Consider the following 22,529-nt stretch of genomic DNA (forward strand, 5'->3'; position numbering starts at 1 on the left):
GGAGGCAGGAACTACATGACCTGCTTCCACCGCCGCAGCTTCGACAATGCGTCAGCGTAGGCCATGCAGGTGAAGCACTGAATCTTTCCGCCAAGGGTCTTGACCGGCCCAACCGAGGGGTCGAAGAGCGACGTTTCCGAGTGACGCGCCACGCTGTCGACGATCCGCGCCTGGCCGACCATTGTCAGTGCCTCCAATTCGTGAAGACTACTGGCAGCGAAATGGCGTTGGAACAACGACGACAGGTGATCGACCCGGCTCAACATCGCGTCGGCCCGGTAGTAGGACGCCAAAGGGCCCGACGACAGGTCGTTCGCGAACTGCAGGATCATCGTGTTCCAGAGGATCACGTCGGTCAGCACCATCGCCGCATCAGCGTGCAGGCCATGATCCGGCCAAAGTCGGACGGCCTGGCGAAAATGGCTTGCGGGAATGGTGGCGATTTCCAAGCGAAACTGCCGGTGCCTTGCGTGAATATTGCAAAGGAGCTCTTGCCTTGAAGCGGGGGGTTTCATGAGGTTGCCGTACCCATTCGTCGCGGGATTATGTGTCCACGGCGGGAATTCTGGTGGGTACCATCATTGGACTGTCAAGGATCGGAGCACGCGAATCAGCTGCTCGCCCGTCCCTGGAGGCATGCCACTTGCTGCGGACACCCTGGCGCGCAAGGCCCCGGCGCGCCGCGTGCCGCGTTTCCGGGGCCAACAACCAGGAGCAACCATGGCAACACTTAAAGATCTGAACGTGGCGATTCTTGCGGTCGACGGCTTTGAACAGGTGGAATTGACCGGCCCCCGCCACGCCCTTCAAACGGAAGGCGCCCGGACGGTGCTGATTTCCGCCCGTACCGACCCCATCCTGGGCATGCATCATGACAAGCCGGGCGACCGTTTCCCGGTCGATCTGACCTTCTTGCAAGCCGCAACCGAGCCCGAGCGCTTCGACGCCCTGCTACTGCCGGGCGGCGTGGTCAATGCCGACGAAATTCGCATGCACCCTAAAGCGCAGGAGTTCGTGCAGGCGATGTTCAAGGCCGACAAGCCGGTGGCGGTCATCTGCCACGGCCCCTGGCTGCTAATTTCCGCAGGGGTGGTGAAAGGCCGGAAGATGACGAGCTGGCCATCGCTTCAGGACGATTTACGCAACGCAGGGGCCCAGTGGGTTGACGAAGAGGTCGTCGTTGACCGGACCCTGGTCTCCAGCCGCAAGCCGGACGATATTCCGGCCTTCAATCAGGCCTTCATCAACCTGCTGCGGGCGGCTCGGCGCTGACTTGATTCCCGGTCGGCAGGGCCCTGCCCGCCACGAGGGGCATTGTTGCCATTGCGGCAACACGGTGGTCCCCTGGCCGGGTCTTCTGCCGATCGTGGTGCCGACCTACGATTTGGGCGTTGTCCAAGCATGCGCCGCGCCCGGCCTTTGCCGCCGGACCACGCCAACCCATCTCTAGGAAGTCACCATGAGTCAACGTCTGAACGCCTTTGCCCAATCGCCCCAGCTATTCAAGAAATTCGTGGAATTTGGCATGCTCTTGAAGTCCGGGGCGATCGAGCAGCCGATCCTGAGTCTGGTCGAGATCCGCGCCTCGCAAATCAACGGCTGCGGCTTCTGCCTGGACATGCACGTGAAAGAGGCCAAGATCCACGGCGAACGTGAACTGCGGCTGCACCACGTCGCGATCTGGCGCGAATCCACCGAATTCTCGCCGCGCGAACGCGCCTGCCTGGCCTGGACCGAGGCCCTGACGACGCTGGGCGCGCATGGCGTGCCCGACGAAACCTACGAGCGGGTTCGGGCCGAACTGTCCGAAAAGGAAATCTCGGACCTCAGTTTCGCCATCATGGCGATCAATGGCTGGAACCGCCTGAATGTGGGTTTCCGGACGGTTCCCGGTTCGGCCGATAAGGCCTATGGCCTCGACAAAGCCAAGTTCGCCTAAGGAGTCGCCATGAAAATCCTCGTCATCGGCGGCACGGGCCTCATCGGCTCCAAACTCGTCAAGCTTCTTATCGAACGCGGCCACGACGCCATTGCCGCGTCGCCCGCCACCGGTGTGAATACGATCACGGGCGAAGGGCTGGACGACGCGCTGGCGGGCGTCGACACGGTGGTCGACGTGGCCAATTCCCCATCCTTCGAAGATAAGGCCGTGCTGGAGTTCTTCCAGGTTTCCGGCCGCAACCTGCTGGCGGCGGAAGCCCGCGCCGGCGTGCGCCACCATGTGGCGCTTTCCGTGGTGGGCACCCACCGTCTGACCGAAAGCGGGTACTTCAGGGGCAAGATCGCCCAAGAACAATTGATCACCGCCGGCGGCATCCCCTACACCATCGTTCACAGCACGCAGTTCTTTGAATTCCTGGGCGGCATTGCGCAATCGGGCGCTCAGGGCGACGACGTGCGGCTGTCGCCCGCCTTCGTTCAACCGATTGCGTCCGACGATGTGGCCCTGGCCATGGCCGACGCCACATTGGCGGCCCCGGTGAACGGCACGGTGGAAATCGCCGGACCCGAACGCGTGCGCCTGGCCGAACTGGTGCAACGCTACCTGCGCAAAACCGGCGACGCACGCTTGGTGCGGGCAGACCCCGGCGCGCGCTATTTCGGCGCCCTGCTCGACGACGACACCCTGGTGCCAGGGCCCAATCCGCGCCTGGGCAACATCGACTTCGAAACCTGGTTCAGCCAGTCGGGCACAAAAAAGTAGCCACACGAGCTCTTTCATGCGCAAACCGCAGCCCCCTTCCCTGACGCTCCTGGACAAGTACCGTGGGCGGGATTTCCTTCCCCTGTACACGACCAGCGTGACGGTGCGGGGCGGCGAGGCCGCGCATGGCCGCGCCTCCGGCATTGCCATTTCGGATGATGGCGAACTGCTCGTGGAACTACGATTGCCGGTCGAATTGGGGGGAACCGGCGGTGGAACCAACCCCGAACAGCTGTTCGCGGCCGGCTATGCGGCGTGCTTCCACGGCGCGTTAAGCATGTTGGCTGCGCGCGCCGGCCTATCCATTCCGGATGCCTCGGTGACGGCCACGGTCTCGTTCGGTCGCGACCCCGTCGATGGCTTGTTCGCGGTGATCGCGAACATCAACATCCACCTGCCCGGCGTGGCCAAGGCCGTGGCCGAAGAGCTGGCGCGCAATACCGAACGCCTATGCCCGTACTCCAAAATGGCCCAGAACGGGATCGAATGCGTGGTGATGTTGACGCAATAAGCAGGGCGTCAGGCCTGTTTCACCAACAGGCTGTCCAGTATCTGCAAATCCCGCGCGCGGATGCCTTCGGTCATGTAGTCGATGAAGACGCGTATGCGCGCGGGCAGATGCTCACGGCTTAGAAAGCACAGATAATGCCCGCGGTCGTCCGGCGCGTATTGCGGCAGGCAGGCCACCAGGTTGCCGGCGCGCAAGTGGTCGCAAACCTGGTAACCCGCCATCTGCGCGATACCGTGGCCGTCCAGCACGGTCTGCAGCACCAGATCGGCGTCATTGAACGTCAGCATGGCGGGCGGCGCGACCTTGCGCAGTTGGCCGTTCACCTTGAATTCCCATTCGTAGACACGCCCCGATGCGAACAGGAAGTTCACGCAACGATGGGCGGAGATTTCCTCGACGCTAGCCGGCAAGCCATGTTTGGCTGCATAGGCTGGCGAGGCGCATAGCATCATCTGCATCGGTATCACTTTCTTGGCGATCACGCGGCTGTCTTCCATGCGGCCATTGCGGAACGACACATCGACGCGGTCCGTCGTGAAGTCGGTGGGCCCGTCATCAAGCAACAACTCTACCGAGATATTCGGGTTGGCCTCGCGAAACCCGTTCAGCAGCGGCGCGACGACCTTGCGCCCAAAACCCACGGTGGCGCACACGCGCAGTTTCCCCGAAGGCGGGCCCTCGCGCAGATCACGCATGTCGTCCAACGCCCCGATGATCCGTTCCACGCCGGGATGGCACTGTTCATAGAAGCGCTTTCCCTCTGCGGTCAGGGAGGTGCTGCGCGTGGTGCGAACGAACAACCGGATGCCAAGCTGGTCTTCCAGCTTTTGCACGCTGCGGCTGACAGCGGACCGGCCGATGCCCAGGCGGTCACCGGCCTTGGCGAAGTTGCCTTCGACGGCGACGGCGATGAACGCCATGACGCCGGCATAGCTGGTGGCGAAGCTGTCGGCCAGGGAATCTGGTCCGTTGGCCGGAGGGGAAGCTGAGACGGGTGTCGGCATGGTGGCGGCATCGCAAAGTAGGTGGGTCCTACCGATAAGACGGCGCGCCGGGCCGTTTTGTGACATCGAACGCAAAAAAAGCTGGCTTTCCAGGGGAAAGTCCAGCTTCGAAGGCGATGGCTCGCGGCGCCAGATGCCGAGAGCCGGGCGAAACATTACCCGTCCCTATTTCACCAGTGTCAGGACCGGCGCGCCCTTCTTTTTGATCAGGAGGACCAGGAACTTGGCCGGCTGGGTCTGGCTGGCATTGCGGCCCACGGTGTGGATGTCGTGCGGGCCCTCGTAGAAGGTCTGGCCAGGGGTCAGCGTCACTTCCTTGCCCCCTTTTACCTGCATGACGATGCTGCCTTCAAGCACATAGACGAAGCTGTGGGCGTCGTGGCGGTGGATGGGATCGGCCGCACCGGGCGGATAGTCGACGACGATCATCTCCGCGTCCTTGCCGGGAATGTCCGGCAGATCCTTGTTCATCAGCTCCGTGACGATGGCGTCGGCCGGCGCGGCGCCGGAAGCGGCATGGGCAAGCGGGCTCAATAGCGCGCCTGCGGCAACAAGGGGCAACCCGAACTTCAAGATTTTCAACATGACCAATCCTTCGCAGCGTAGTGGAACCGCCATCGTAGGAGTGCCGGCCGCACGGCGGTAGATCCGCGCGGGGGATCACCATGTTGCCCGGCATGCACCAACGCCCGCGCAGGACCGCGATATCAGCGTTGCGCCAGGGCGGCCGAAATACGCGCGAGCTTGTCCGGGTTGCGCTGCACCAGAACCCGCGTCAGGCGCTCACCGTCGGTTTCATAGGACTGCACCGATTCAAGTTGGCCATCGATGAACCGCAATAAGGTCCACTGGCCGTTCACCTGGACCACTTCCGTGCCCAGCCCGTCGCGGAACCGGCGCTTGCCGGCATAGAACAATTGCGCCAGGCGTTTTCCGCCCACCAGGCTGGCAAAGCTGGACACCTTGCCTCCGCCGTCGCCGATGAGCTCGGCGTCGTCGCTCAACAACGCATGCAGACCGTGGAAATCGCTACGTTGCATCGCGTCGGCAAAGGCGTTCAGCAGGCGTTGCAACGTCGCGCGAGGCACGGCTTCGCGTGGCTCGCCCTGGCGCAACTGCTGCTTGGCCCGTCGCACCAGCTGACGGACCGCGACCTGGGTCTTGTCCAGCGTCAGCGCGATGTCTTCATAGTCGGCATCGAACACCTCGCGCATCAGGAATGCTGCACGGGCGTCGGGTGAAAGCCGTTCCAGCAGGTACAGAAAGGCCACCGACACGTCGTCGGCCTGCTCATGGATCTGCTCCGGCGTGGCAGGCGCGGCCATCAGCATCGGCTCGGGCAGCCAGACCCCCACGTAATTCTCCCGTTCGGCCTTGGCGGCGCGCAAACGGTCGATGGACAGCCGCGTGGTGGCGGTGACGAGCCAGGCTTCGGCATTCTGCACGGCAGCGCGGTCGGCGCCGTGCCAACGCAGCCAGGCTTCCTGCACCACGTCTTCCGCCTCGGCGACGGCGCCCAGCATGCGGTAGGCGATGGCGTACAGGCGAGGACGATGACGCTCGAAGGAGAGCACGGAGTCGGTCATGGAGGGCGTCAACGCCAAGGAAGGCGAACCGGAAGCCAAGTATTCTGCCGCAGCCACGCGATGACGACAAGCGCAAGTGCGAAGCCAGGCCCCGATTCTGCCGTACCGGGCCGCACGGCCTACAGCGCGATGACGGTGGCGGCCAATTCCGGCAGGTCGGCGCGGCCCTGCATCTGTTTCAGATCCCGCTCGATCATGGTGCAAAGGCGGCTGATCGGCACATCGTTCGCGCTGCCTTCGAAGGGGTTCTCGGTGCTTTCACCGACTTGCTCAAGCGACGTGTAGATCCACGAGATGATCACGCTGAACGGCACCGCGAGCCACGCCGTCTGACCCTGCATGAAGCCGTTGATGCTCTGGCCGATCTGGTCGAACTGGGCCGTCAGGCCGAACGGCAGCGCCACGCAGAACGACCGCACGAACAAGGTGTTGATGATGGCGTATTGGCGCGGATACGGGAAATTCTTGATTCGTTCGGCTTGCCCCTGCAGATCCAGGAAGTCCCGGATACGACCGTTAAGCTCGGCAGACTCCGACGCGCTGATGACGCCGTCGTCCAGCAAGCCTCTTACCGCCTGCCCTTGCCTGGCCAGCAACTGCGCGGCCTTGTCGTCCACGTGCGCCAGCGCTGCCATTTCCTGCGGCACCAAATAGCGCGACAGCGCGGAATCGAGGGGTTCGCGGCGCTCGGGAATCACGTATCGGCGTTGGTACTCCGCATTCGGCCGACTGGCCGCGTTTTCCCACACCCGGGTCTCGCGCAATTGATAGCGCAGCGCCGTCAGCCATGCCAGATGCCGGTCCATCAGCGTAGCGGCACGGCCGGAATCGCCGACATAGGCTTGGCTGATCACCCCCCAGTAGCGGCTGACGCTGACGATGTTCATCCAGATCCTTTGGGCTTCGACGGTGCGCGTATACGTCTGCACATTCTTGAATCCAACCACGAAAGTGGTCGCGGTGCCCAGCAACGACACCACCGACAACGGCAGCGTCAGCCATTTCATGCCGGCAACCTGGTAAAGCAGCACCGGGACAAGGCCCAGCGCCAACAGGTAATAGATGCTCCGGCGCGTCCACACGACGAATTCGCTCAGGCGATAGGATTTTCCCAGATGCATGGTCTCGGTCCCGCGCCCGCGGGCGCCAAGTCAACGCGCGAATCGCCGCGCCTTCATCAACGCGCGGGTAGCCGCGCCTTCGGACGTGCATGCCTTGCATCGTCGGAACGAATGCTAGAACCGCCGCGCGCATCGCGGTAGCGCCGCGCCGTGATGCACGGTGTTGTCCTGGTGGCAACAATCCGGCGCCGCGCGCATTGGTGCGCACCACGCAACAGCGTGCTTCCCCCCGCGGATCTACCGGGCCCAAAGCGCCACGCCTACGATGCCCTCACCCTCCACGCAGAGGTCTCATTCCCCGCGACGCGCACCACAACAGGAGCCTCCCCATGACCCGAAACACCTTCACCACCTCGGACGGCACGCAGATCTACTACAAGGATTGGGGCGACGGCCCTGTCGTGACGTTCTCCCACGGCTGGCCCCTCAACGCGGACGCCTGGGATGGCCAGATGCACTTTCTGGCAAGCCATGGCTTTCGCGTCATCGCGCACGACCGACGCGGTCACGGACGTTCGTCGCAACCCTCATCCGGCAACGACATGAACGGCTACGCGGATGACTTGGCGCAGCTGATTGAGATGCTGGATTTGAAAGACATCTCGATGGTCGGCCACTCCACCGGCGGCGGCGAAGTGGTGCGCTACATCGGCCGCCACGGAACCCGGCGCGTAAGCCGAGCGGTGCTGATCGGCGCGGTGCCCCCCGTGATGCTGAAGTCGGCCGCCAACCCCGAAGGCCTGCCGATCGACGTCTTCGACGGCATCCGCGAGGGCGTGGCCGGCGACCGTTCCCAGTTCTACAAGGACCTGGCCATTCCCTTCTATGGCGCGAACCGCGACGGGGCCAAGGTCTCGGCGGGGCTGCTGGAGCAGTTCTGGCTATGGAGCATGCAGAGCGGCCAGAAGAATGCCTACGAATGCGTCAAGGCCTTTTCCGAAACGGACTTCACGGAAGACCTGAAGCGGATCGACGTGCCGACCCTTTTCATACATGGCGAAGACGATCAGATCGTGCCCGTGCACAACTCGGCGAAGAAAGCCGCGCGGCTGGTGAACAACGCACGGGAAATCTACTACCCCGGCGCGCCGCACGGCCTCACTGCCACCCTGCAAGACCGTGTCAACGCCGACTTGCTCGCCTTTCTCCGCGCGTGACCGCGCGGCCCTTCAATGCCCATACCCTGCCAGCTGCCTGGCACATCCCGGCCAGCGAATCCGGCCGCCTTTCAGGAGATACCGCTATGCTTTCCGTAGACCAAGCCTTGCCTTCGAACCCTGTCGCGCCTGTCGATCTGGTGCCGTCCCGTTACGCCGTGCGAGTGGGCGAAATCGATGCGCTGGTGGTCAGTGATGGCGTGCTGCCGTTACCCACCTCCACGATGGCCACCAACGTCGACCCCGCCGACCTGGCGGACTGGCTCCGCCACATGTTCATGCCGCCCGACGCGTTCGACTGGCCGCTGAACGTGATGGTGGCCCGCAGCGGCGACCAGACCATCCTGATCGACGCCGGGCTGGGAGGACAATTCCCCGGCTTTCCGCGCGCGGGGCAGTTCCCCCAACGCCTGGCGTCAGCTGGCATCGCATTGGAATCCGTGACGGATGTCATCATCACCCATATGCACATGGACCACGTGGGCGGCTTGCTCGTCGACGAGGTGAAGCAGCGCCTGCGTCCCGACGTGCGCATCCATGTTTCCGCGGCGGAAGTCGCATTCTGGACCTCGCCCGATTTCTCCCAAACCGTCATGCCCAATCCGGTGCCGGACGTGCTCCGGTCCACCGCCACCAGCTTCTACAACACCTACCGTGACCGGTTGCAGATCTTCGAAGACCGGCATGAAGTGGCCCCCGGCGTGGTGGTCCGGCTCACGGGCGGCCACACGCCCGGACACAGCGTGGTCGACCTGGTATCGGGCGGCGAACGACTGACCTTTGCCGGCGACGCGATGTTCCCCGTCGCCTTCGATCACCCCGACTGGCATAACGGCTTCGAACACGACCCCGAGAAATCGGCCCGGGTCCGCATTGGCCTGTTCAACGAACTGGCGCAAAGCGGCGGCCTGCTGGTGGCCGCTCACTTGCCGTTCCCCTCCGTCGGCCGCGTGGCGGTCGACGGCGACGCCTTTCGGTGGGTGCCGGTGATCTGGGACTACTGAAGAGAGCATGCACATGAAAAAGCTATTAGGAAAAAATGCCGTCATCACCGGCGGCAACAGCGGCATCGGCTACGCGGCGGCGCAGGCCTTTGCCGCCGAAGGCGCCCGCGTCGCGATCCTCGGACGGCGGCGGCAGGCCGTCGACGAGGCGGTGGCCCAACTCGGGCCCTCCGCTTTCGGCGTCGTCGGCGATATCGGGGATCTATCGACGCACGACCGCATGATGGCCGAACTCGGCGAGCGGTTCGGCGCCATCGACATCTACATGGGCAACGCCGGCATGAACAACATCGAGCCGTCGGCGGCCGTCGGCATCGACAGCTATGACACCCAATTCGGCACCAACGCGCGCGCCGTCTTCTTCGGCGTCACAAAGGCCCTGCCACGGATGCGCGACGGCGGCTCCATCATCCTCACAAGCTCCATCGCCACGGCGAAGGTGCTGGAGAATCATGCGGTCTACGCCGGATCCAAGGCGGCCATTGAAGCCTTTGCGCGGGCCTGGGCGCTGGAGTTCAAAGCCAGGAAGATCCGCGTCAACGTGTTGAGCCCCGGCCCTACCGACACGCCCATTCTTGAAAAGCTGGGCGTCGCGGAATCGGACCGGGCAGCCTTCGAACAGGGCATGGCGTCGGCCATTCCGCTTGGACGGCTGGCGCATCCGGACGAACTGGCCCGCGCGGCATTGTTCCTGGCATCGGACGACAGCCGTTTCATCACGGGCATCGTCCTGCGGGTGGATGGCGGCATGGCATTGACCTGAACGGCGGCGACTGTCCCCTAAGCGACATGGACGATCCCGCGTACGCCGACGGGGGCCTCGGGCGCATATTCGACACCATCAAATATAAGAAATAGTTATTTATTTGACCTTCTTACCCGCCATTGGTACATATAGACGCGCAACTGCACTTGGTTCCTGACTATTCTCACTGGAGGATTTTTATGAGCAAGCGAATTGTTGTCGTAGGCGGTGGGGTTGGCGGCACCATGCTGGCCAACCAACTGGTCTCCAAGCTATACCCCGAAGTGTCGCGAGGCGAAGTCAGCGTCACGTTGTTGTCGGACTCCCCTGACCATTACTACAAGCCCGCCTTCATGTATGTGGCCTTCAATCTTTTCTTCCAGGAAGAGTTGAAGCGCCCGGAGCGCTCCCTGCTGCGCCCCGAGATCCATTTCCACGTCGATAAAGTCACGCGGTTTGAGTTCAACAGCCAGGAATTGCTGACGCAACAGGGCAAGCGCTACGGCTATGACTACCTGGTCATCGCCACGGGCTGCATCCCCGCGCCCGAGCGCATAGAAGGCCTGAAAGAAGCCGGCGACCATTTCTACCAGTACGCGCCGGCGCGCCAGTTGGCCAGCCGGCTGTCCAAGATCGACAAAGGCCGGATCTTCGTCAGTGTCACCTTCCCGAAGACGCCGAACGTCCCCCACCAATGCGGCATCGCGCCGATTGAAACCACCCTGATGCTGGACGACTACTTGCGCCGTCGCGGCGTGCGCGACAAAGTCGAAATTGTCTACACCTACCCCACCACATCGCAACTCTTGCGCAACTGCCTGTTCTTGCAGCAGCCCACTTGCGAGGTGCTGCCCGCCATCTTCGAGCAACGAGGCATCAAGTTCCAGCGCGGCTTCACGCTGGCGCGCGTGGACCCGGAGGCCCGCGTCGCGTATTCCGCGGAAGGCGGCGAGCAGCCGTTCGACATCCTGATGGCGACGCCGCCGATACGCGCCGTCGACGCCGTGCTGGAGTCGGGCGTGTCCCAGGCAGAGGACAACGAGGGCTGGCTGCCGACAGACCACGAGACGATGCAGGTCTACGGGTTGCAGAATGTCTACGTCATCGGCGATACGGTGGACCTTCCGGTCAGCAAAGCAGGCGGCTCGTGCCACAACCAGGCGCCCGTCATCGCCAACAACATTGCGGGCGAAATCCGCCTGGGCCACCCTTGCAGCGCCTACGAAGGCCGTGTGCAGGCCGTTGCCCAGATGGGTCTGTACGCGGGCATGCCCCTCTGGTACGACTACACCCATGACGTGCAGCCCACCCCTCCCACCAAACTGGGCGGGCTGCTTCGGCATGGATTCAACCGGGGGCTGTACTGGGCGGTCGCAAGGGGAATGCTATGAACATGAATACCCATGATGAAACGCTGCAGGCGCTGGCCGGCAAGCTGCGTCCGCTTGTCGACAGCCAACGGCTGGACAACATCGTCGACCTGATCTCGCTGACTTCCGACCTGGTGGACCTGCTGGATCAGCCGATGGTGGAAAAGCTTGGGTTGCTGTCCGAGCAAGCGGCGGGCGCCGCATGGACGGCCGCCAACAGCGTGCGCGCCGCCCATGCGCAAACGCTGGCAGAAACGCATCCCCCCAGCCTGATGGGTTTGCTGGCGCTGCTGCGTGACGAGGACACGCGACGGGGGGTGGCGCTGGTGCTGCGCTCGCTGCAAAGCGTGGGGCGCCAGATGGGCGCGCAACGGGCCGATTACGCCAACTCCTGACGCAGCGCACGACTGACGAAAAAAAACCCGGCATTGCTGCCGGGCTTTTTCATGCTGCCACCGCTTACTGCAACGTTCTGGTAAAGACGAATTCGCCATCCCGCCAATCCACCGGCACCACGTCGCGGGGGCCGAACTTGCCCTCCAGGATCAGGCGCGCCACCGGGTTTTCGATCTGCTGCTGGATCGCACGCTTCAAGGGGCGCGCGCCAAACACGGGATCGAACCCCGAACGGGCCAGTTCCGCCAACGCCGGCTCGGTGACTTCCAGCCGCATTTCCTGCTTCTCCAGGCGTGCGCCAAGACGGCGCAGCTGGATGCGGGCGATGGACTCGATGTGCTGAGCCTCCAGACCGTGGAACACGACCACTTCGTCGATGCGGTTCAGGAACTCGGGCCGCAGGGTCTGCTTGAGTTCGCCCCACACCACTTCCTTGACCACGTCGTACGGCTGTCCGGCCAGGCTCTGGATGTGATGCGAGCCCAGGTTCGACGTCATCACGATCACCGTGTTGCGGAAGTCCACCGTGCGGCCCTGGCCATCGGTCAGGCGCCCGTCGTCCAGCACTTGCAGCAGCACGTTGAACACGTCCGGATGGGCCTTTTCGACTTCATCCAGCAGGATCACGCTGTACGGCTTGCGGCGCACGGCTTCGGTCAGGTAGCCGCCCTCTTCGTAGCCCACGTATCCGGGCGGCGCGCCGATCAGCCGCGCCACCGAGTGCTTCTCCATGAATTCGCTCATGTCGATGCGGATCAGGTGCTCTTCGGAGTCGAACATGAATTCGGCCAACGCACGCGTCAACTCGGTCTTGCCCACCCCGGTCGGGCCCAGGAACAGGAACGAACCGTAGGGCCGCGCCGGGTCTGCCAGACCGGCACGCGAACGCCGGATGGCGTCGGAGACCAGTCGCACGGCTTCGTCCTGGCCCACCACGCGCTTGTGCAGGAATTCCTCCATGTGCAGCAGCTTCTCGCGTTCTCCCTGCATCATCTTGGACACCGGAATGCCCGTTGCGCGCGACACGACCTCGGCGATTTCCTCGGCGCCAACGCGGGTGCGCAGCAGGCGCGGGCGCATGTCGTCTCCCTCGGCATTTTCCGCGGCCTGCGCGGCGCCGACTTCGGCGGCCTTCAGGCGCGATTCCAGGTCCGGCAGCTTGCCGTATTGCAGTTCGGCCAATTTGTCGAACTGACCCTTGCGCTGCAGTTCGGCCATTTCGGCGCGCACGCTGTCGATCTCTTCCTTGATGGCCTGCGTGCCTTGCACCGCGGCCTTCTCGGCCTTCCAGATTTCCTCGAAGTCGTTGTATTCGCGTTGCAGCTTTTCCAGTTCGTCTTCGATGACGCCCAGGCGGCGCTTGGACGCGTCGTCGGTTTCCTTCTTGACGGCTTCGCGTTCGATCTTCAGCTGGATGATGCGGCGGTCCAGCTTGTCCATCACTTCCGGCTTGGAGTCGATTTCCATCCGAATACGCGCGCCGGCCTCGTCGATCAGGTCGATGGCCTTGTCGGGCAGGAAGCGGTCTGTGATGTAGCGGTGCGACAGCTCGGCCGCGGCCACGATGGCCGGGTCGGTGATCTCGACGCCGTGGTGGATCTCATAGCGTTCCTGCAAGCCGCGCAGGATGGCGATGGTGGATTCCACATCGGGCTCGTCGACCAGCACCTTCTGGAAGCGCCGCTCCAGCGCCGCGTCCTTTTCGATGTACTTGCGGTATTCGTCCAGCGTGGTGGCGCCAATGCAATGCAGCTCGCCGCGCGCAAGCGCCGGCTTGAGCATGTTGCCTGCGTCCATCGCGCCTTCGGCCTTGCCCGCGCCGACCATGGTGTGCAGCTCATCGATGAAGACGATGTTGCTGCCATCGTCCTGGCCCAGCTCTTTCAGCACGGCCTTCAGGCGCTCTTCGAATTCGCCTCGGAACTTGGCGCCCGCCAACAGCGCGGCCAGATCCAGCGACAGCACCCGCTTGCCGCGCAGGCTTTCGGGCACTTCGTCGTTGACGATGCGCTGCGCCAGGCCTTCGACGATGGCGGTCTTGCCCACGCCGGGCTCGCCGATCAGGACGGGATTGTTCTTCGTGCGACGCTGCAGGATCTGGATGGTGCGGCGGATCTCGTCATCGCGGCCGATCACCGGATCAAGCTTGCCCTGACGGGCGCGCTCGGTCAGGTCCATGGTGTACTTGGACAGGGCTTCGCGGTTGGATTCGCCTTCGGCGCCGGACACGTTTTCACCGCCGCGCACGGCGTCGACCGCGGCCTCGAGGGCCTTTTTCTGCAGGCCGGCTTCACGCAGGATGCGGCCTGCCTCGCCCTTGTCGTCGGCCAGCGCCAGCAGGAACAGTTCGCTGGCGATGTAGGTGTCGCCACGGCGGGCAGCTTCCTTGTCGGTGCGGGTCAGCACGGCGTTCAGGTCGCGGCCGACCTGCACGTTGTCGTCGCCCTGCACTTGCGGCAGCGACTTCATCGCGCTTTCCAATGCAGACTGCACGCGGTTGACCGCCACCCCGGCGCGCGCCAGCAGGCTTCCTGCGCCGCTGTCCGCGTCGGACAGCAAGGCGGAGAGCACGTGGATGGGCTCGATATAGGGATGGTCGTTACGGGCGGCCAGACTTTGAGCGTCGGCCAGGGCTTGCTGGAACTTGGTGGTGAGTTTGTCGAATCGCATAATGGTCGTTTGGCTTGTTGGAGAGCCTGACCGATACGTGCCGGCTGGCTCGATATCCTGAATATGCGGCCGGATGAGAGAATTTCAACACCGTCCGGGCACTTGTTTTGCTACGCCGTGCAGCACAATCCGACCTATGAGCATATACGTTTTTGTCTACGGCACCCTACGCGCCGGCGAAATCAATGATCTGGCGCAAGCCGCCGCCAAACGAGGCCTGCCCGCCCCCCGGCCGGTGGGCCCGGCGACCGTGCCCGGCATGCTGGTGGACTTCGGCGATTGGCCGGGACTGATCCCCGTGACGGACGGACGCCGCGTGCGCGGCGAGGTCTACGAGGTACCGCCGGCGTTCATCGCGCTGATGGATGAAATCGAGGAATACGTGCCCGGCCAGCCTTGCTGCTTTGTGCGCCGCGAAATCTTCGCGCGCCTGGATTCCACGCCGCAAGCCCCCCTGGAAATCCTCTGCCAGTACTACCCCATCGACCCGGCGTGGCGTGGCGCCGCCACCGATATCGACGGCGAAGACTGGATCGCGCACCGGCGCGGGCGGGCGAACGGCGCAACCCCGTAAGACGGCCGTAGTAACAACAGACTACAATGGGCGTTGTCTTCACGCTTTACACCCGTTTCGCCCCCTTGGCTGGCGACGGGCACTATAGAGGTCATCGTATGCAAAAACGGGTTCCCGTCGCCCCTGATGGCGCCCACTGTTCCACATGCATGTTGGGACACGTGTGCGTGCCCGTGGGAATGGCCGCCGCCGAAGTGGAAAAACTGGATGAGCTGGTGAAAGAGCGTGTTCGCCTGGAAAAGGGCAAGACGCTGTATTCGCTGGATCATCCGCTTGATGCCGTCTACAGCGTGCGCTTCGGCAGCATCAAGACCCAGTTGGAAGACGCGACCGGCCAGATCCAGGTCACGGGCTTTCATTTGCCCGGCGAAATCGTCGGCATGGACGGCATGCTGGAAGGCAAGCACGTGTCGGCCGCCGTCGCGCTGGAAGACTCGGAAGTCTGTGTCATCCGCCTGGCCGACGTCGACCGCGTGGCCGCTCACCTGCCATCGCTGCAGCAGCAGTTCCGGCGCCTGATGAGCCGCGAGATCACGCGTTCGCACCAGATGCTGGCGTCGCTGGGGTCAATGCGTTCCGAACAGCGTCTGGCGGCCTTCCTGCTGAACCTGTCGCAACGGTATGCGTCGCTGGGTTATTCGTCGACCGAGTTCGTGCTGCGCATGAGCCGCGAGGAAATCGGCAATTACCTTGGCTTGACGCTGGAAACGGTCAGCCGTCTGTTTTCGCGTTTCGCGCGCGAAGGCCTGATCAAGATCAACCAGCGCGAAGTCCGCATCCTGGATCTGCCCGCGCTCAAGCAACTGCTGGGCCTCGAGATCTGCTGACGCCACGCCGCGCCATGCGCCGCGCCTTTGCTCCCTTTGCGCCCGATCAACTGCCGCCCGCCCGCGCGCGCCGGCTTTCCGGACGCCGCCTGGGCGCCGCCCTGGTGTTGGCCGGCGCGTTCGCGCCTTGCGTCCTGCACGCCCAGACGCCGCTGCCCGACCCCTACGATTACGACGAAACCGTTCCCGCGCCCAAACGTGCCACGCCGTTGCACTGGCAGACCGTGGAACTGGGCAAGCCAGGGCATCGGTACAAGATGCCAATCTATGCTAACCGCAACCTGGCCCGGGACGACCTGCGCGATATCAAGCAGGTCTTGATCATGATCCATGGCGTGAAGCGCGACGCCGACCGCTATTACGACACCGCCACCGGCCTGCTGGCGCAGAACCCGGACCGGGCGCGCGACACGCTGGTCCTGGCGCCGCGCTTTCCCGGATCCATCGATTCGGGCTTCGGCGGCATGGCCGCGTGGCGCAAAGCCACCTGGGAAGAAGGCGAAGAAAGCATCCAGGCCGCCGGACGGCCAGCCCCGGTCACCTCGTTCCAGGTGCTGGACGACCTGTTGCGCAGCCTGGACGACCGCAAGCGCCTGCCGGCCCTGGCCACCATCGTGCTGGCCGGGCATTCCGCAGGCGGGCAGCTGGTGCAGCGCTATGCCGTGCTGAACAACACCGACGGCCCGTTGCGCCGCGACGGACTGGCGCTGCGCTACGTGATCGCGAACCCCTCGTCCTACCTGTACCTGACCAACGAGCGCCCGCGCGCCGACGGCAAAGGCTATGCGCCCTACGAGCGCGGCATCTGCCCCACCTACAACCAGTACAAGTACGGCACGGACAAACTACCGCCCTACGCGCGCGAAACCGACGATACGCGGCTCTTCATCCGCTATGCCGCCCGCGACGTGACCTACCTGCTGGGCGGGGCCGACAACAACCCCGAACACCGCCTGCTGGACAAGACCTGCGGCGCCGAAGCCCAAGGCGCCACGCGGTTGGCTCGCGGCACGGCGTATGTGCAGTACGAGTACCAGTTGGCGGCCCGCGGCGCCAAGCCCGTGCCGCTGCACCGCAACAGCTTCGAGGTCGGCGGCGTGGGCCACGACAACAAGGGCATGTTCGGCTCCGTGTGCGGCGCCCGAGCCTTGCTGGGCAGCGACGCCCAGGCGGGCGACCGAGCCGCCGCCTGCGACATCATCAAGCCGCGCGGCAAGTAACCGCCCCCGGGCGCCCCCGGCAAGGCGCCGGCGCACCGCCGATCCAGACAAATTCCTGAATTAAAACCGTTTGCAAGTACGTGCATTTCTGCGTGCGCAGGCGCAAGATCGCGCTATCGGACAAGATCGGGCGCAAGCCGCTGCTGATCTTCTTCGGCGTGGCGGGCGCGGCGTTGACGGTGCTGATCCTGATGCCCCTGTCGCACACCCGGTCGCCCTTCATCGCGTTCCTGCTGATCTGCGGCGCGTGGGTGTTCACGGCAGGCTATACGTCGATCAACGCCGTGGTGAAGGCCGAGTTGTTTCCCACCAATATCCGCGCGACCGGCGTGGCGGTGCCGTATGCGGTCACGGTATCGATCTTCGGGGGCACGGCGCCCGCCATCGCCCTGTTCTTCAAGCAGCAAGGGCACGAAGAGTGGTTCTACTACTACCTGGCGGGCGTGATCTTCCTGTCACTGCTGGTGTACGCCACGATGCGCGACACCAAGCATCAGTCGGCCATGCACCGGCACGATTGACCTAGGGAAATTCCCGACGCTGCCGGCTTGACGCCGGCAGTTTTTCGGATAGATACTTAACCTTATGGTTAACTTAAACGACGATACGCTGGACAGCCTCTTTTCCGCCTTGGCCGATGGCACCCGGCGGCGGGTGCTGGCCGACCTGGAACGGGGCACGGCGTCGGTCAGCGAACTGGCCCGTCCCCACGCCATGTCGCTTCCGGCGTTCATGAAGCACCTGCGCGTGCTGGAAGACGCCGGGCTGATCGCCCGCGCCAAGGACGGCCGCGTCGTCAGTTGCACGCTATCGCCCGAACCCATGCGGGCGGCGTCCGACTGGCTGGCGCGCTACGAGAAATTCTGGAACGGCCAACTGGATTCGCTGGCCCGGTACCTGTACCACGACGAGGAGATCCACCCATGCCCACCGCCCCCATCGAACTCCGCCTTACCCGTCGATTCGCCGCCCCCGTCGACCGTGTCTGGCGCGCCTGGACGGACCCGCAAGCGCTGATGCGCTGGTTCGGCCCCGCCGGCACGCGACAAGTGCTGGTGGCCGACACCGATGTGCGCGTGGGCGGCGCCTACCAGGTGGGCTTCGTCACGGAAGACGGCCAGTCGCATTACGCCAGCGGCGAGTACCGCGAGGTGCAACCGCAGCGCCGGCTGGTCTTCACCTGGGCCTGGCGCGACACCCCGGAAGAAGGGTCGCTGATCACCCTTGAATTCGCCCCCTCGCAGGGCGGCACCGAACTGGCCTTCCTGCAAACTCCGTTTGTCGACCAGGCAACCCGCGACAGCCACGAGAACGGCTGGGCAGGCGCGATGGACCGGCTGGCGGACCATCTGGCAAGCGAGGCGTGAACCGCCCGTTTGCCCGCCCGGGCCCCGCCGGCCCGCCATGCAAAGGAGTCGCACCATGCAAACCCCACATCCTGTCGTTTCCCGTCCGCAATGGGACGCCGCCCGTCAGGCCTTGCTAGACCGCGAAAAAGCCATGACGCGGGCCCAGGACGCCCTGGCCCGCGACCGGCTCGACCTGCCATGGGTGCGGGTGGACAAGCCCTACCAATTCCAAAGCGCCCGCGGTCCGCTCGGCCTGGCTGACTTGTTCGCCGGCAAACGCCAATTAATCATCTATCACTTCATGTACGGCCCGGATTGGGACGAGGGCTGCGTAGGCTGTTCGTTCCTGGCCGACCACCTGGACAGCGCCCTGACGCACTTGCGCCATCACGACGTATCGGTGGTGGCGGTGTCGCGCGCGCCGCTGGCCAAGCTGGACGCCTTCAAACGGCGCATGGGCTGGCGCTTCGATTGGTTCTCGTCCGAGGGCTGCGACTTCAACTTCGACCTCCATGCGTCGGTGCCGCAGGCCGATGGCAGCGTGGAAGAGCGCTCGGGCGCCAGCGCATTCTTCCACGACCCCGACGGCGAGATCTTCCACACCTACTCGGCCTTCGAACGAGGCGTGGAACGCTTGGTCGGCGCGTACAACTATCTGGATTTCGCCCCGCTGGGCCGCAATGAAACGGGCCCGCACTTCAACCTGGGCGACTGGGTCCGCCACCATGACCGGTATGACGACGCGCCCAAGGCGTGCCACGCCTGCGCCTGACGGCGCGCGCGCCATGGCAGCGCTGTGGCTCGCCTGCCTGGGAGCCATGGCGGTGGGTCTGTGGATCGACACCCGGCTGACGCCTGCGGCGCTGCTGGCCAGCGAATGCGGCGCGCCAGGCGGGCTGTTTGACATGGCATGGCGGCACGGCGCCCTGATGCCCGCCAGTAGCGCCGCGATGGCCTTGGCCGCGCTGGCGCCATGGCCGGCGGGACGCACGTCCGCCCCACCGCTTGGTCAACGCCTGCTCTGCGCATTGGCGATGGCGATCGGGATGGTGCTGGGCGCGCGGCTGGGTGTGATGGCGGCGCTTGCACTGGGCGCGCCGCCATTTGGTGGCATGGCGCTGGGCATGGCGGCCGGCATGGCCGTTGCGCTACTGCCGGTTTTCGCGTTTAGCGCCGCGCGCCGGTAAGGGGCCGGGCCACAGCCGGGGTGGCGGGCGCGGCGTCGATCACCGCCGCCAGGGGCGCCTGGATCTCCAGGGCCGACGTGGCGTGCGCCACGCAAGGCAGGATCCAGCCTTCTTCCTTTTCGTCGCGCGACAGGCCGGGCCATTCGATGCCATAGGCCACCGAGCCTTCAAGCATCAGGCACATGCAGGCACGGCATGTGCCGTTGCGGCACGAACTAGGCAGCTTGATGCCGGCCGCCTGCGCTGCCAGCAAGACGGGGGTGCCCGCGTCGGCGTCGAAACGCAGTCCGGCGGGCTGGACCAGGACCGGGAATGCAGGCATGTCAGCCGGCGTGGTCCTGCCAGTCCAGCTGCCATGCGCCGGACAGCACGTTTTGCATCCACAACACGCAGGTCAGCGTCTTGGCGTCAGTGACTTCACCTTTGCTGCAGGCTGCCAGCAATTCGGCCGGATCCGCGCTGATCACGTCCAGGAACTCGTCCTGATCCAGTTGGCGCGGACCCGGGCGCAAACCGCGCGCGAAGAAAATGTGGATGATCTCGGTGGAATAGGCGATAGCCAGATGCAAGGCGCCCGCATGCGCCCACTGGTCGGCGGTATAGCCCGTTTCTTCCAGCAGTTCGCGCTTGCCGCAGACCAGGGGATCTTCGCCCGGGTCCAGCTTGCCGGCCGGAAATTCGGTCATGACGCGCCCGATCGGATAGCGGAACTGGCGTTCAAGCAAGACCCGGCCGTCGTCCAGCAAGGGAATCACCACCACCGCGCCGGGATGCACGACGTATTCGCGCGTAGCCGTATTGCCGTTGGGCAAGCTGACGGTGTCCCGGCGAATCTTCAGGAAGCTGCCTTCATAAGGCGCTTCGCTGGTCACCAGTGTTTCAACAAGATGGGTATCGGTCGGGCGGGTCATGAGCGCGCGTAGGAGTCTGGGGGTCTTGGAACAGGCGGGCGCCGCAGCGCCTTCGGCAAGCAATGCAGCTTACCATCGCCGCCCGGGCGGCTGGCGTCACGCCCCACCGCCCCCGGTCAGTCGAACTTGCGGCGGGCGTCCAGCGCCAGGCCAGCGCCAATGCTGCCGAACAGGTCGCCTTCGACGCTACGCGCGCCCGGCACCAGCGCCGACACGGTTTCGCGCAGGCGCGGCACGCGGCTGGAACCGCCGGTGAAGAAGACCGTATCCACATCGGCCGTGCTTACGCCGGCGTCGCGCAATAGCGCGCCAACCGTCGTTTCGACCTTTTCAATCAAACGTCCCACGCAGGCGTCGAACGACGGGCGCGTTACGTCCACCCCCAGTTCGGGCGCGATGCGCGAGAGGTCGATGCGGGCCGACGGCGCTTCGGACAGCGCGATCTTGGCCTCTTCCACCTGCACCGCCACCCAGTGGCCCGCGCGTTGCTTGACCAGGTTCAACAGCAGGTCGATCTTATCGCGGTCGCCGGCCTCGGCGCGAATGTAGGCGAAATGTTCCGCTGCCTTGCGCGTATAGGCCTGGTTGATGGTGTGCCAGCAGGCCAGGTTGCCATACTGCGTGGAAGGCACGTCCTTGCCGCTGCGCAACTGGCTGCCCAATCCCAGCAGGGGCATGACGTGTGCCAGGCTCAGTTGCTTGTCGAAATCCACGCCGCCGATATGCACGCCGCCATATGCCAGGATGTCGTCGCGGCGGTCGGCCTTGCCGGCGCGGTCGGGACCCAGCCGGATCAGCGAGAAGTCGGACGTGCCGCCGCCGATGTCGATGACCAGCACCAGCTCTTCGCGGTCGATCTGCGATTCGTAGTCGAATGCGGCGGCCAGCGGCTCGAACTGGAACTCGATATCGGTGAACCCGACGCTGCGCGCGATTTCGCCCAAGGTGTCCTGGGCGGTCTGGTCGGCCGCGGCGTTATCGTCCACGAAGAAGACGGGCCGCCCCAGCACGGCACGCGTGAAGTCACGGCCCGCGGCCGTTTCGGCGCGACGCTTCAATTCGGCGATGAAACGCGTCAGCAGCACGCGGAACGGGATGGAACGCCCCTGCACTTCCGTCGACCCATCGATCAGCGAACTGCCCAACAGGCTTTTCATCGAACGCATCAAGCGCCCGTCGTAGCCCGCCAGGTAGTCGGAAATGGCGGCGCGGCCATAGCTGACCTCGGCGTCTTCGTCATGGAAAAAAATGGCCGACGGCAAGGTGGTCTTGCCGTCTTCCAGGGCGAGGAGCGCGCGTTGGTCGGGGCGGCTCCAGCCTACGGTGGAGTTGGACGTACCGAAGTCGACGCCGCATGCAGAGGAAATCATGGAGAATTCTGGGGCTTATAGCAAAACGGCGGACAAGTGTACTCGCTTCGCGGCCAGTAGGCTGCTGTCGTCCCTGCCTGCCCTTTCCCCACGCGACGCCCTTACTGCTGCCGGCGCTGTTCCAGCTCTTTCAGGCATTGCGCCACGCCGGCCTGCATCTGCGCGTTCGACACCGCGGCGCGGTCCGAGACCTCGCGGCAACGGACATACTGGGCCTGGCTTTCCGGGGAATCCCGGATGACCGCGGGCGCATCGCCCGGCGCCGGCGTGACCGTCATGCGCAACGTGGAAGGCGGCGACTGGCTGCCGTCCTTGGACGGCAAGCTGGGATATTGGTATTCCCGCGTGGCCTGCACGGCGTCCTGCGCCTGCGCGGCGCCGGCCGCGCACAACGCGGCGAACAGGAACGCGGAAAGGGTGTGTTTTTTCATGGAGGCCTCTCTTCGATAAGCAATCGCCCTGGCCTGCAACGACGGCGGCACGCCCCGGGCGAATCGCCTTATCGTAGCGTCCCCCGCCAGCGGGGGACGTGCCAAGACGCTACAACGGCAAGCAGAGTTGTTTCCCGCCGTTTCGCGCGCCGGCGCTATGCCTTGGGCGCGGCGGGCCGGGATTTGCGCAGCGGCGCCAGCAACGACGACAGGCCGTTGTGGTCCAGTTCATGCATCAAGGCCAGCAAGCGCCCCAGTTCGCCGGGGGGAAAGCCCTCGCGCGCGAACCAGGCCAGGTACGGCCCCGGCAGATCGGCGATCAAACGCCCCTTGTACTTGCCGAAGGGCATCTCACGGGTGACCAAAAGTTGGAGGAGTTCAGGATCCATCGT

General features: G+C 64.6%; 27 protein-coding genes and 1 pseudogene. 17 read left to right on the forward strand and 11 right to left on the reverse strand.

Features of this window, described 5'->3' with window-relative positions; all coding sequences use genetic code 11:
- Positions 1-11 precede the first annotated feature (11 nt).
- Positions 12-515: a ClbS/DfsB family four-helix bundle protein gene (locus CQ050_RS08665; RefSeq protein WP_105556409.1), complete on the reverse strand. Its 504-nt coding sequence runs from the start codon at positions 513-515 to the stop codon at positions 12-14.
- Between the two features lie 205 nt (positions 516-720).
- Here CQ050_RS08665 and CQ050_RS08670 point away from each other — a divergent pair, with 205 nt between their 5' ends.
- The 4 genes from CQ050_RS08670 (at position 721) to CQ050_RS08685 (ending at position 3,215) form a co-directional block, all read left to right on the forward strand.
- Positions 721-1,272 carry a type 1 glutamine amidotransferase domain-containing protein gene (locus tag CQ050_RS08670; RefSeq protein ID WP_105556410.1) on the forward strand — a complete coding sequence of 184 codons (552 nt, stop codon included), beginning with the start codon at positions 721-723 and terminating at the stop codon, positions 1,270-1,272.
- Positions 1,273-1,459: 187 nt separating this feature from the next.
- Positions 1,460-1,939: a carboxymuconolactone decarboxylase family protein gene (locus tag CQ050_RS08675; RefSeq protein ID WP_105556411.1), complete on the forward strand. Its 480-nt coding sequence runs from the start codon at positions 1,460-1,462 to the stop codon at positions 1,937-1,939.
- A 9-nt stretch (positions 1,940-1,948) separates the two neighbouring features.
- A complete protein-coding gene (locus tag CQ050_RS08680) occupies positions 1,949-2,704 on the forward strand; it encodes an SDR family oxidoreductase (RefSeq protein ID WP_105556412.1) in 756 nt (251 codons plus the stop codon).
- A 16-nt stretch (positions 2,705-2,720) separates the two neighbouring features.
- Entirely contained in the window at positions 2,721-3,215 is a 495-nt protein-coding gene (locus CQ050_RS08685; protein WP_105556413.1) for an Ohr family peroxiredoxin, read from the forward strand.
- A gap of 8 nt (positions 3,216-3,223) precedes the next feature.
- Here CQ050_RS08685 and CQ050_RS08690 read toward each other — a convergent pair whose 3' ends face one another.
- From CQ050_RS08690 to CQ050_RS08705, 4 genes are all read right to left on the reverse strand, one after another.
- On the reverse strand, positions 3,224-4,219 hold the full coding sequence (locus CQ050_RS08690) for a LysR family transcriptional regulator (protein WP_105556612.1): 996 nt from the start codon (positions 4,217-4,219) through the stop codon (positions 3,224-3,226).
- Between the two features lie 165 nt (positions 4,220-4,384).
- Positions 4,385-4,804, reverse strand: a complete 420-nt coding sequence (locus CQ050_RS08695) for a cupin domain-containing protein (RefSeq protein WP_105556414.1) — start codon at positions 4,802-4,804, stop codon at positions 4,385-4,387.
- A gap of 122 nt (positions 4,805-4,926) precedes the next feature.
- Entirely contained in the window at positions 4,927-5,805 is an 879-nt protein-coding gene (locus CQ050_RS08700) for an RNA polymerase sigma-70 factor (protein WP_105556415.1), read from the reverse strand.
- Positions 5,806-5,924: 119 nt separating this feature from the next.
- The gene (locus CQ050_RS08705; protein ID WP_105556416.1) at positions 5,925-6,926 is read right to left on the reverse strand and encodes a bestrophin family protein; all 1,002 of its coding nucleotides are present in this window, start codon (positions 6,924-6,926) and stop codon (positions 5,925-5,927) included.
- Positions 6,927-7,255: 329 nt separating this feature from the next.
- Between CQ050_RS08705 and CQ050_RS08710 the strand changes: the two genes are divergently transcribed.
- The 5 genes from CQ050_RS08710 (at position 7,256) to CQ050_RS08730 (ending at position 11,597) form a co-directional block, all read left to right on the forward strand.
- Positions 7,256-8,083, forward strand: coding sequence for an alpha/beta fold hydrolase (locus CQ050_RS08710; protein WP_105556417.1), 828 nt, complete (start codon positions 7,256-7,258; stop codon positions 8,081-8,083).
- 86 nt (positions 8,084-8,169) lie between these two features.
- On the forward strand, positions 8,170-9,087 hold the full coding sequence (locus tag CQ050_RS08715; protein ID WP_105556418.1) for an MBL fold metallo-hydrolase: 918 nt from the start codon (positions 8,170-8,172) through the stop codon (positions 9,085-9,087).
- Between the two features lie 13 nt (positions 9,088-9,100).
- Entirely contained in the window at positions 9,101-9,850 is a 750-nt protein-coding gene (locus tag CQ050_RS08720) for an SDR family NAD(P)-dependent oxidoreductase (RefSeq protein ID WP_105556613.1), read from the forward strand.
- 182 nt (positions 9,851-10,032) lie between these two features.
- Entirely contained in the window at positions 10,033-11,223 is a 1,191-nt protein-coding gene (locus CQ050_RS08725; RefSeq protein ID WP_105556419.1) for an FAD/NAD(P)-binding oxidoreductase, read from the forward strand.
- Between the two features lie 2 nt (positions 11,224-11,225).
- The gene (locus CQ050_RS08730) at positions 11,226-11,597 is read left to right on the forward strand and encodes a DUF1641 domain-containing protein (protein ID WP_233213902.1); all 372 of its coding nucleotides are present in this window, start codon (positions 11,226-11,228) and stop codon (positions 11,595-11,597) included.
- 64 nt (positions 11,598-11,661) lie between these two features.
- On the opposite strand, the gene clpB is transcribed toward CQ050_RS08730, so the two are convergent.
- Entirely contained in the window at positions 11,662-14,268 is a 2,607-nt protein-coding gene (gene clpB, locus CQ050_RS08735) for an ATP-dependent chaperone ClpB (RefSeq protein WP_105556421.1), read from the reverse strand.
- Between the two features lie 136 nt (positions 14,269-14,404).
- Between clpB and CQ050_RS08740 the strand changes: the two genes are divergently transcribed.
- From CQ050_RS08740 to CQ050_RS08775, 8 genes and pseudogenes are all read left to right on the forward strand, one after another.
- Entirely contained in the window at positions 14,405-14,842 is a 438-nt protein-coding gene (locus CQ050_RS08740; protein WP_105556422.1) for a gamma-glutamylcyclotransferase, read from the forward strand.
- Between the two features lie 98 nt (positions 14,843-14,940).
- Complete coding sequence (locus CQ050_RS08745) at positions 14,941-15,669, forward strand: helix-turn-helix domain-containing protein (RefSeq protein ID WP_105556423.1); 729 nt, start codon at positions 14,941-14,943, stop codon at positions 15,667-15,669.
- Positions 15,670-15,683: 14 nt separating this feature from the next.
- A complete protein-coding gene (locus CQ050_RS08750) occupies positions 15,684-16,889 on the forward strand; it encodes an alpha/beta fold hydrolase (protein ID WP_105556424.1) in 1,206 nt (401 codons plus the stop codon).
- A 110-nt stretch (positions 16,890-16,999) separates the two neighbouring features.
- Positions 17,000-17,410, forward strand: a pseudogene (locus CQ050_RS08755) (MFS transporter); the annotation flags it as partial.
- Positions 17,411-17,474: 64 nt separating this feature from the next.
- Entirely contained in the window at positions 17,475-17,906 is a 432-nt protein-coding gene (locus CQ050_RS08760; RefSeq protein ID WP_105556425.1) for a metalloregulator ArsR/SmtB family transcription factor, read from the forward strand.
- Positions 17,813-18,256 carry an SRPBCC domain-containing protein gene (locus CQ050_RS08765; protein WP_105556426.1) on the forward strand — a complete coding sequence of 148 codons (444 nt, stop codon included), beginning with the start codon at positions 17,813-17,815 and terminating at the stop codon, positions 18,254-18,256. Before CQ050_RS08760 ends, CQ050_RS08765 begins: the two co-directional genes overlap by 94 nt.
- Positions 18,257-18,311: 55 nt before the next feature.
- The gene (locus tag CQ050_RS08770) at positions 18,312-19,010 is read left to right on the forward strand and encodes a thioredoxin family protein (RefSeq protein ID WP_105556427.1); all 699 of its coding nucleotides are present in this window, start codon (positions 18,312-18,314) and stop codon (positions 19,008-19,010) included.
- A gap of 13 nt (positions 19,011-19,023) precedes the next feature.
- Positions 19,024-19,425: a hypothetical protein gene (locus CQ050_RS08775; RefSeq protein ID WP_105556428.1), complete on the forward strand. Its 402-nt coding sequence runs from the start codon at positions 19,024-19,026 to the stop codon at positions 19,423-19,425.
- Here the strand turns inward: CQ050_RS08775 and CQ050_RS08780 are convergent.
- The 5 genes from CQ050_RS08780 to CQ050_RS08800 form a co-directional block, all read right to left on the reverse strand.
- Positions 19,406-19,747, reverse strand: a complete 342-nt coding sequence (locus CQ050_RS08780; RefSeq protein ID WP_105556429.1) for a 2Fe-2S iron-sulfur cluster-binding protein — start codon at positions 19,745-19,747, stop codon at positions 19,406-19,408. The two genes, CQ050_RS08775 and CQ050_RS08780, sit on opposite strands and share 20 nt — an antisense overlap.
- A gap of 1 nt (position 19,748) precedes the next feature.
- On the reverse strand, positions 19,749-20,336 hold the full coding sequence (locus tag CQ050_RS08785) for an NUDIX domain-containing protein (RefSeq protein ID WP_105556430.1): 588 nt from the start codon (positions 20,334-20,336) through the stop codon (positions 19,749-19,751).
- A gap of 116 nt (positions 20,337-20,452) precedes the next feature.
- Positions 20,453-21,706: an Hsp70 family protein gene (locus CQ050_RS08790; protein ID WP_105556431.1), complete on the reverse strand. Its 1,254-nt coding sequence runs from the start codon at positions 21,704-21,706 to the stop codon at positions 20,453-20,455.
- 101 nt (positions 21,707-21,807) lie between these two features.
- Positions 21,808-22,137 (reverse strand): hypothetical protein, encoded by a 330-nt coding sequence (locus CQ050_RS08795; RefSeq protein ID WP_105556432.1) that lies wholly within the window; start codon positions 22,135-22,137, stop codon positions 21,808-21,810.
- Between the two features lie 155 nt (positions 22,138-22,292).
- Positions 22,293-22,526, reverse strand: coding sequence for a DUF3820 family protein (locus tag CQ050_RS08800; protein ID WP_105556433.1), 234 nt, complete (start codon positions 22,524-22,526; stop codon positions 22,293-22,295).
- Positions 22,527-22,529 lie beyond the last annotated feature (3 nt).

Origin of the sequence: Achromobacter sp. MYb9, from assembly GCF_002975275.1 — a bacterium.
Lineage (GTDB): Bacteria > Pseudomonadota > Gammaproteobacteria > Burkholderiales > Burkholderiaceae_B > Achromobacter.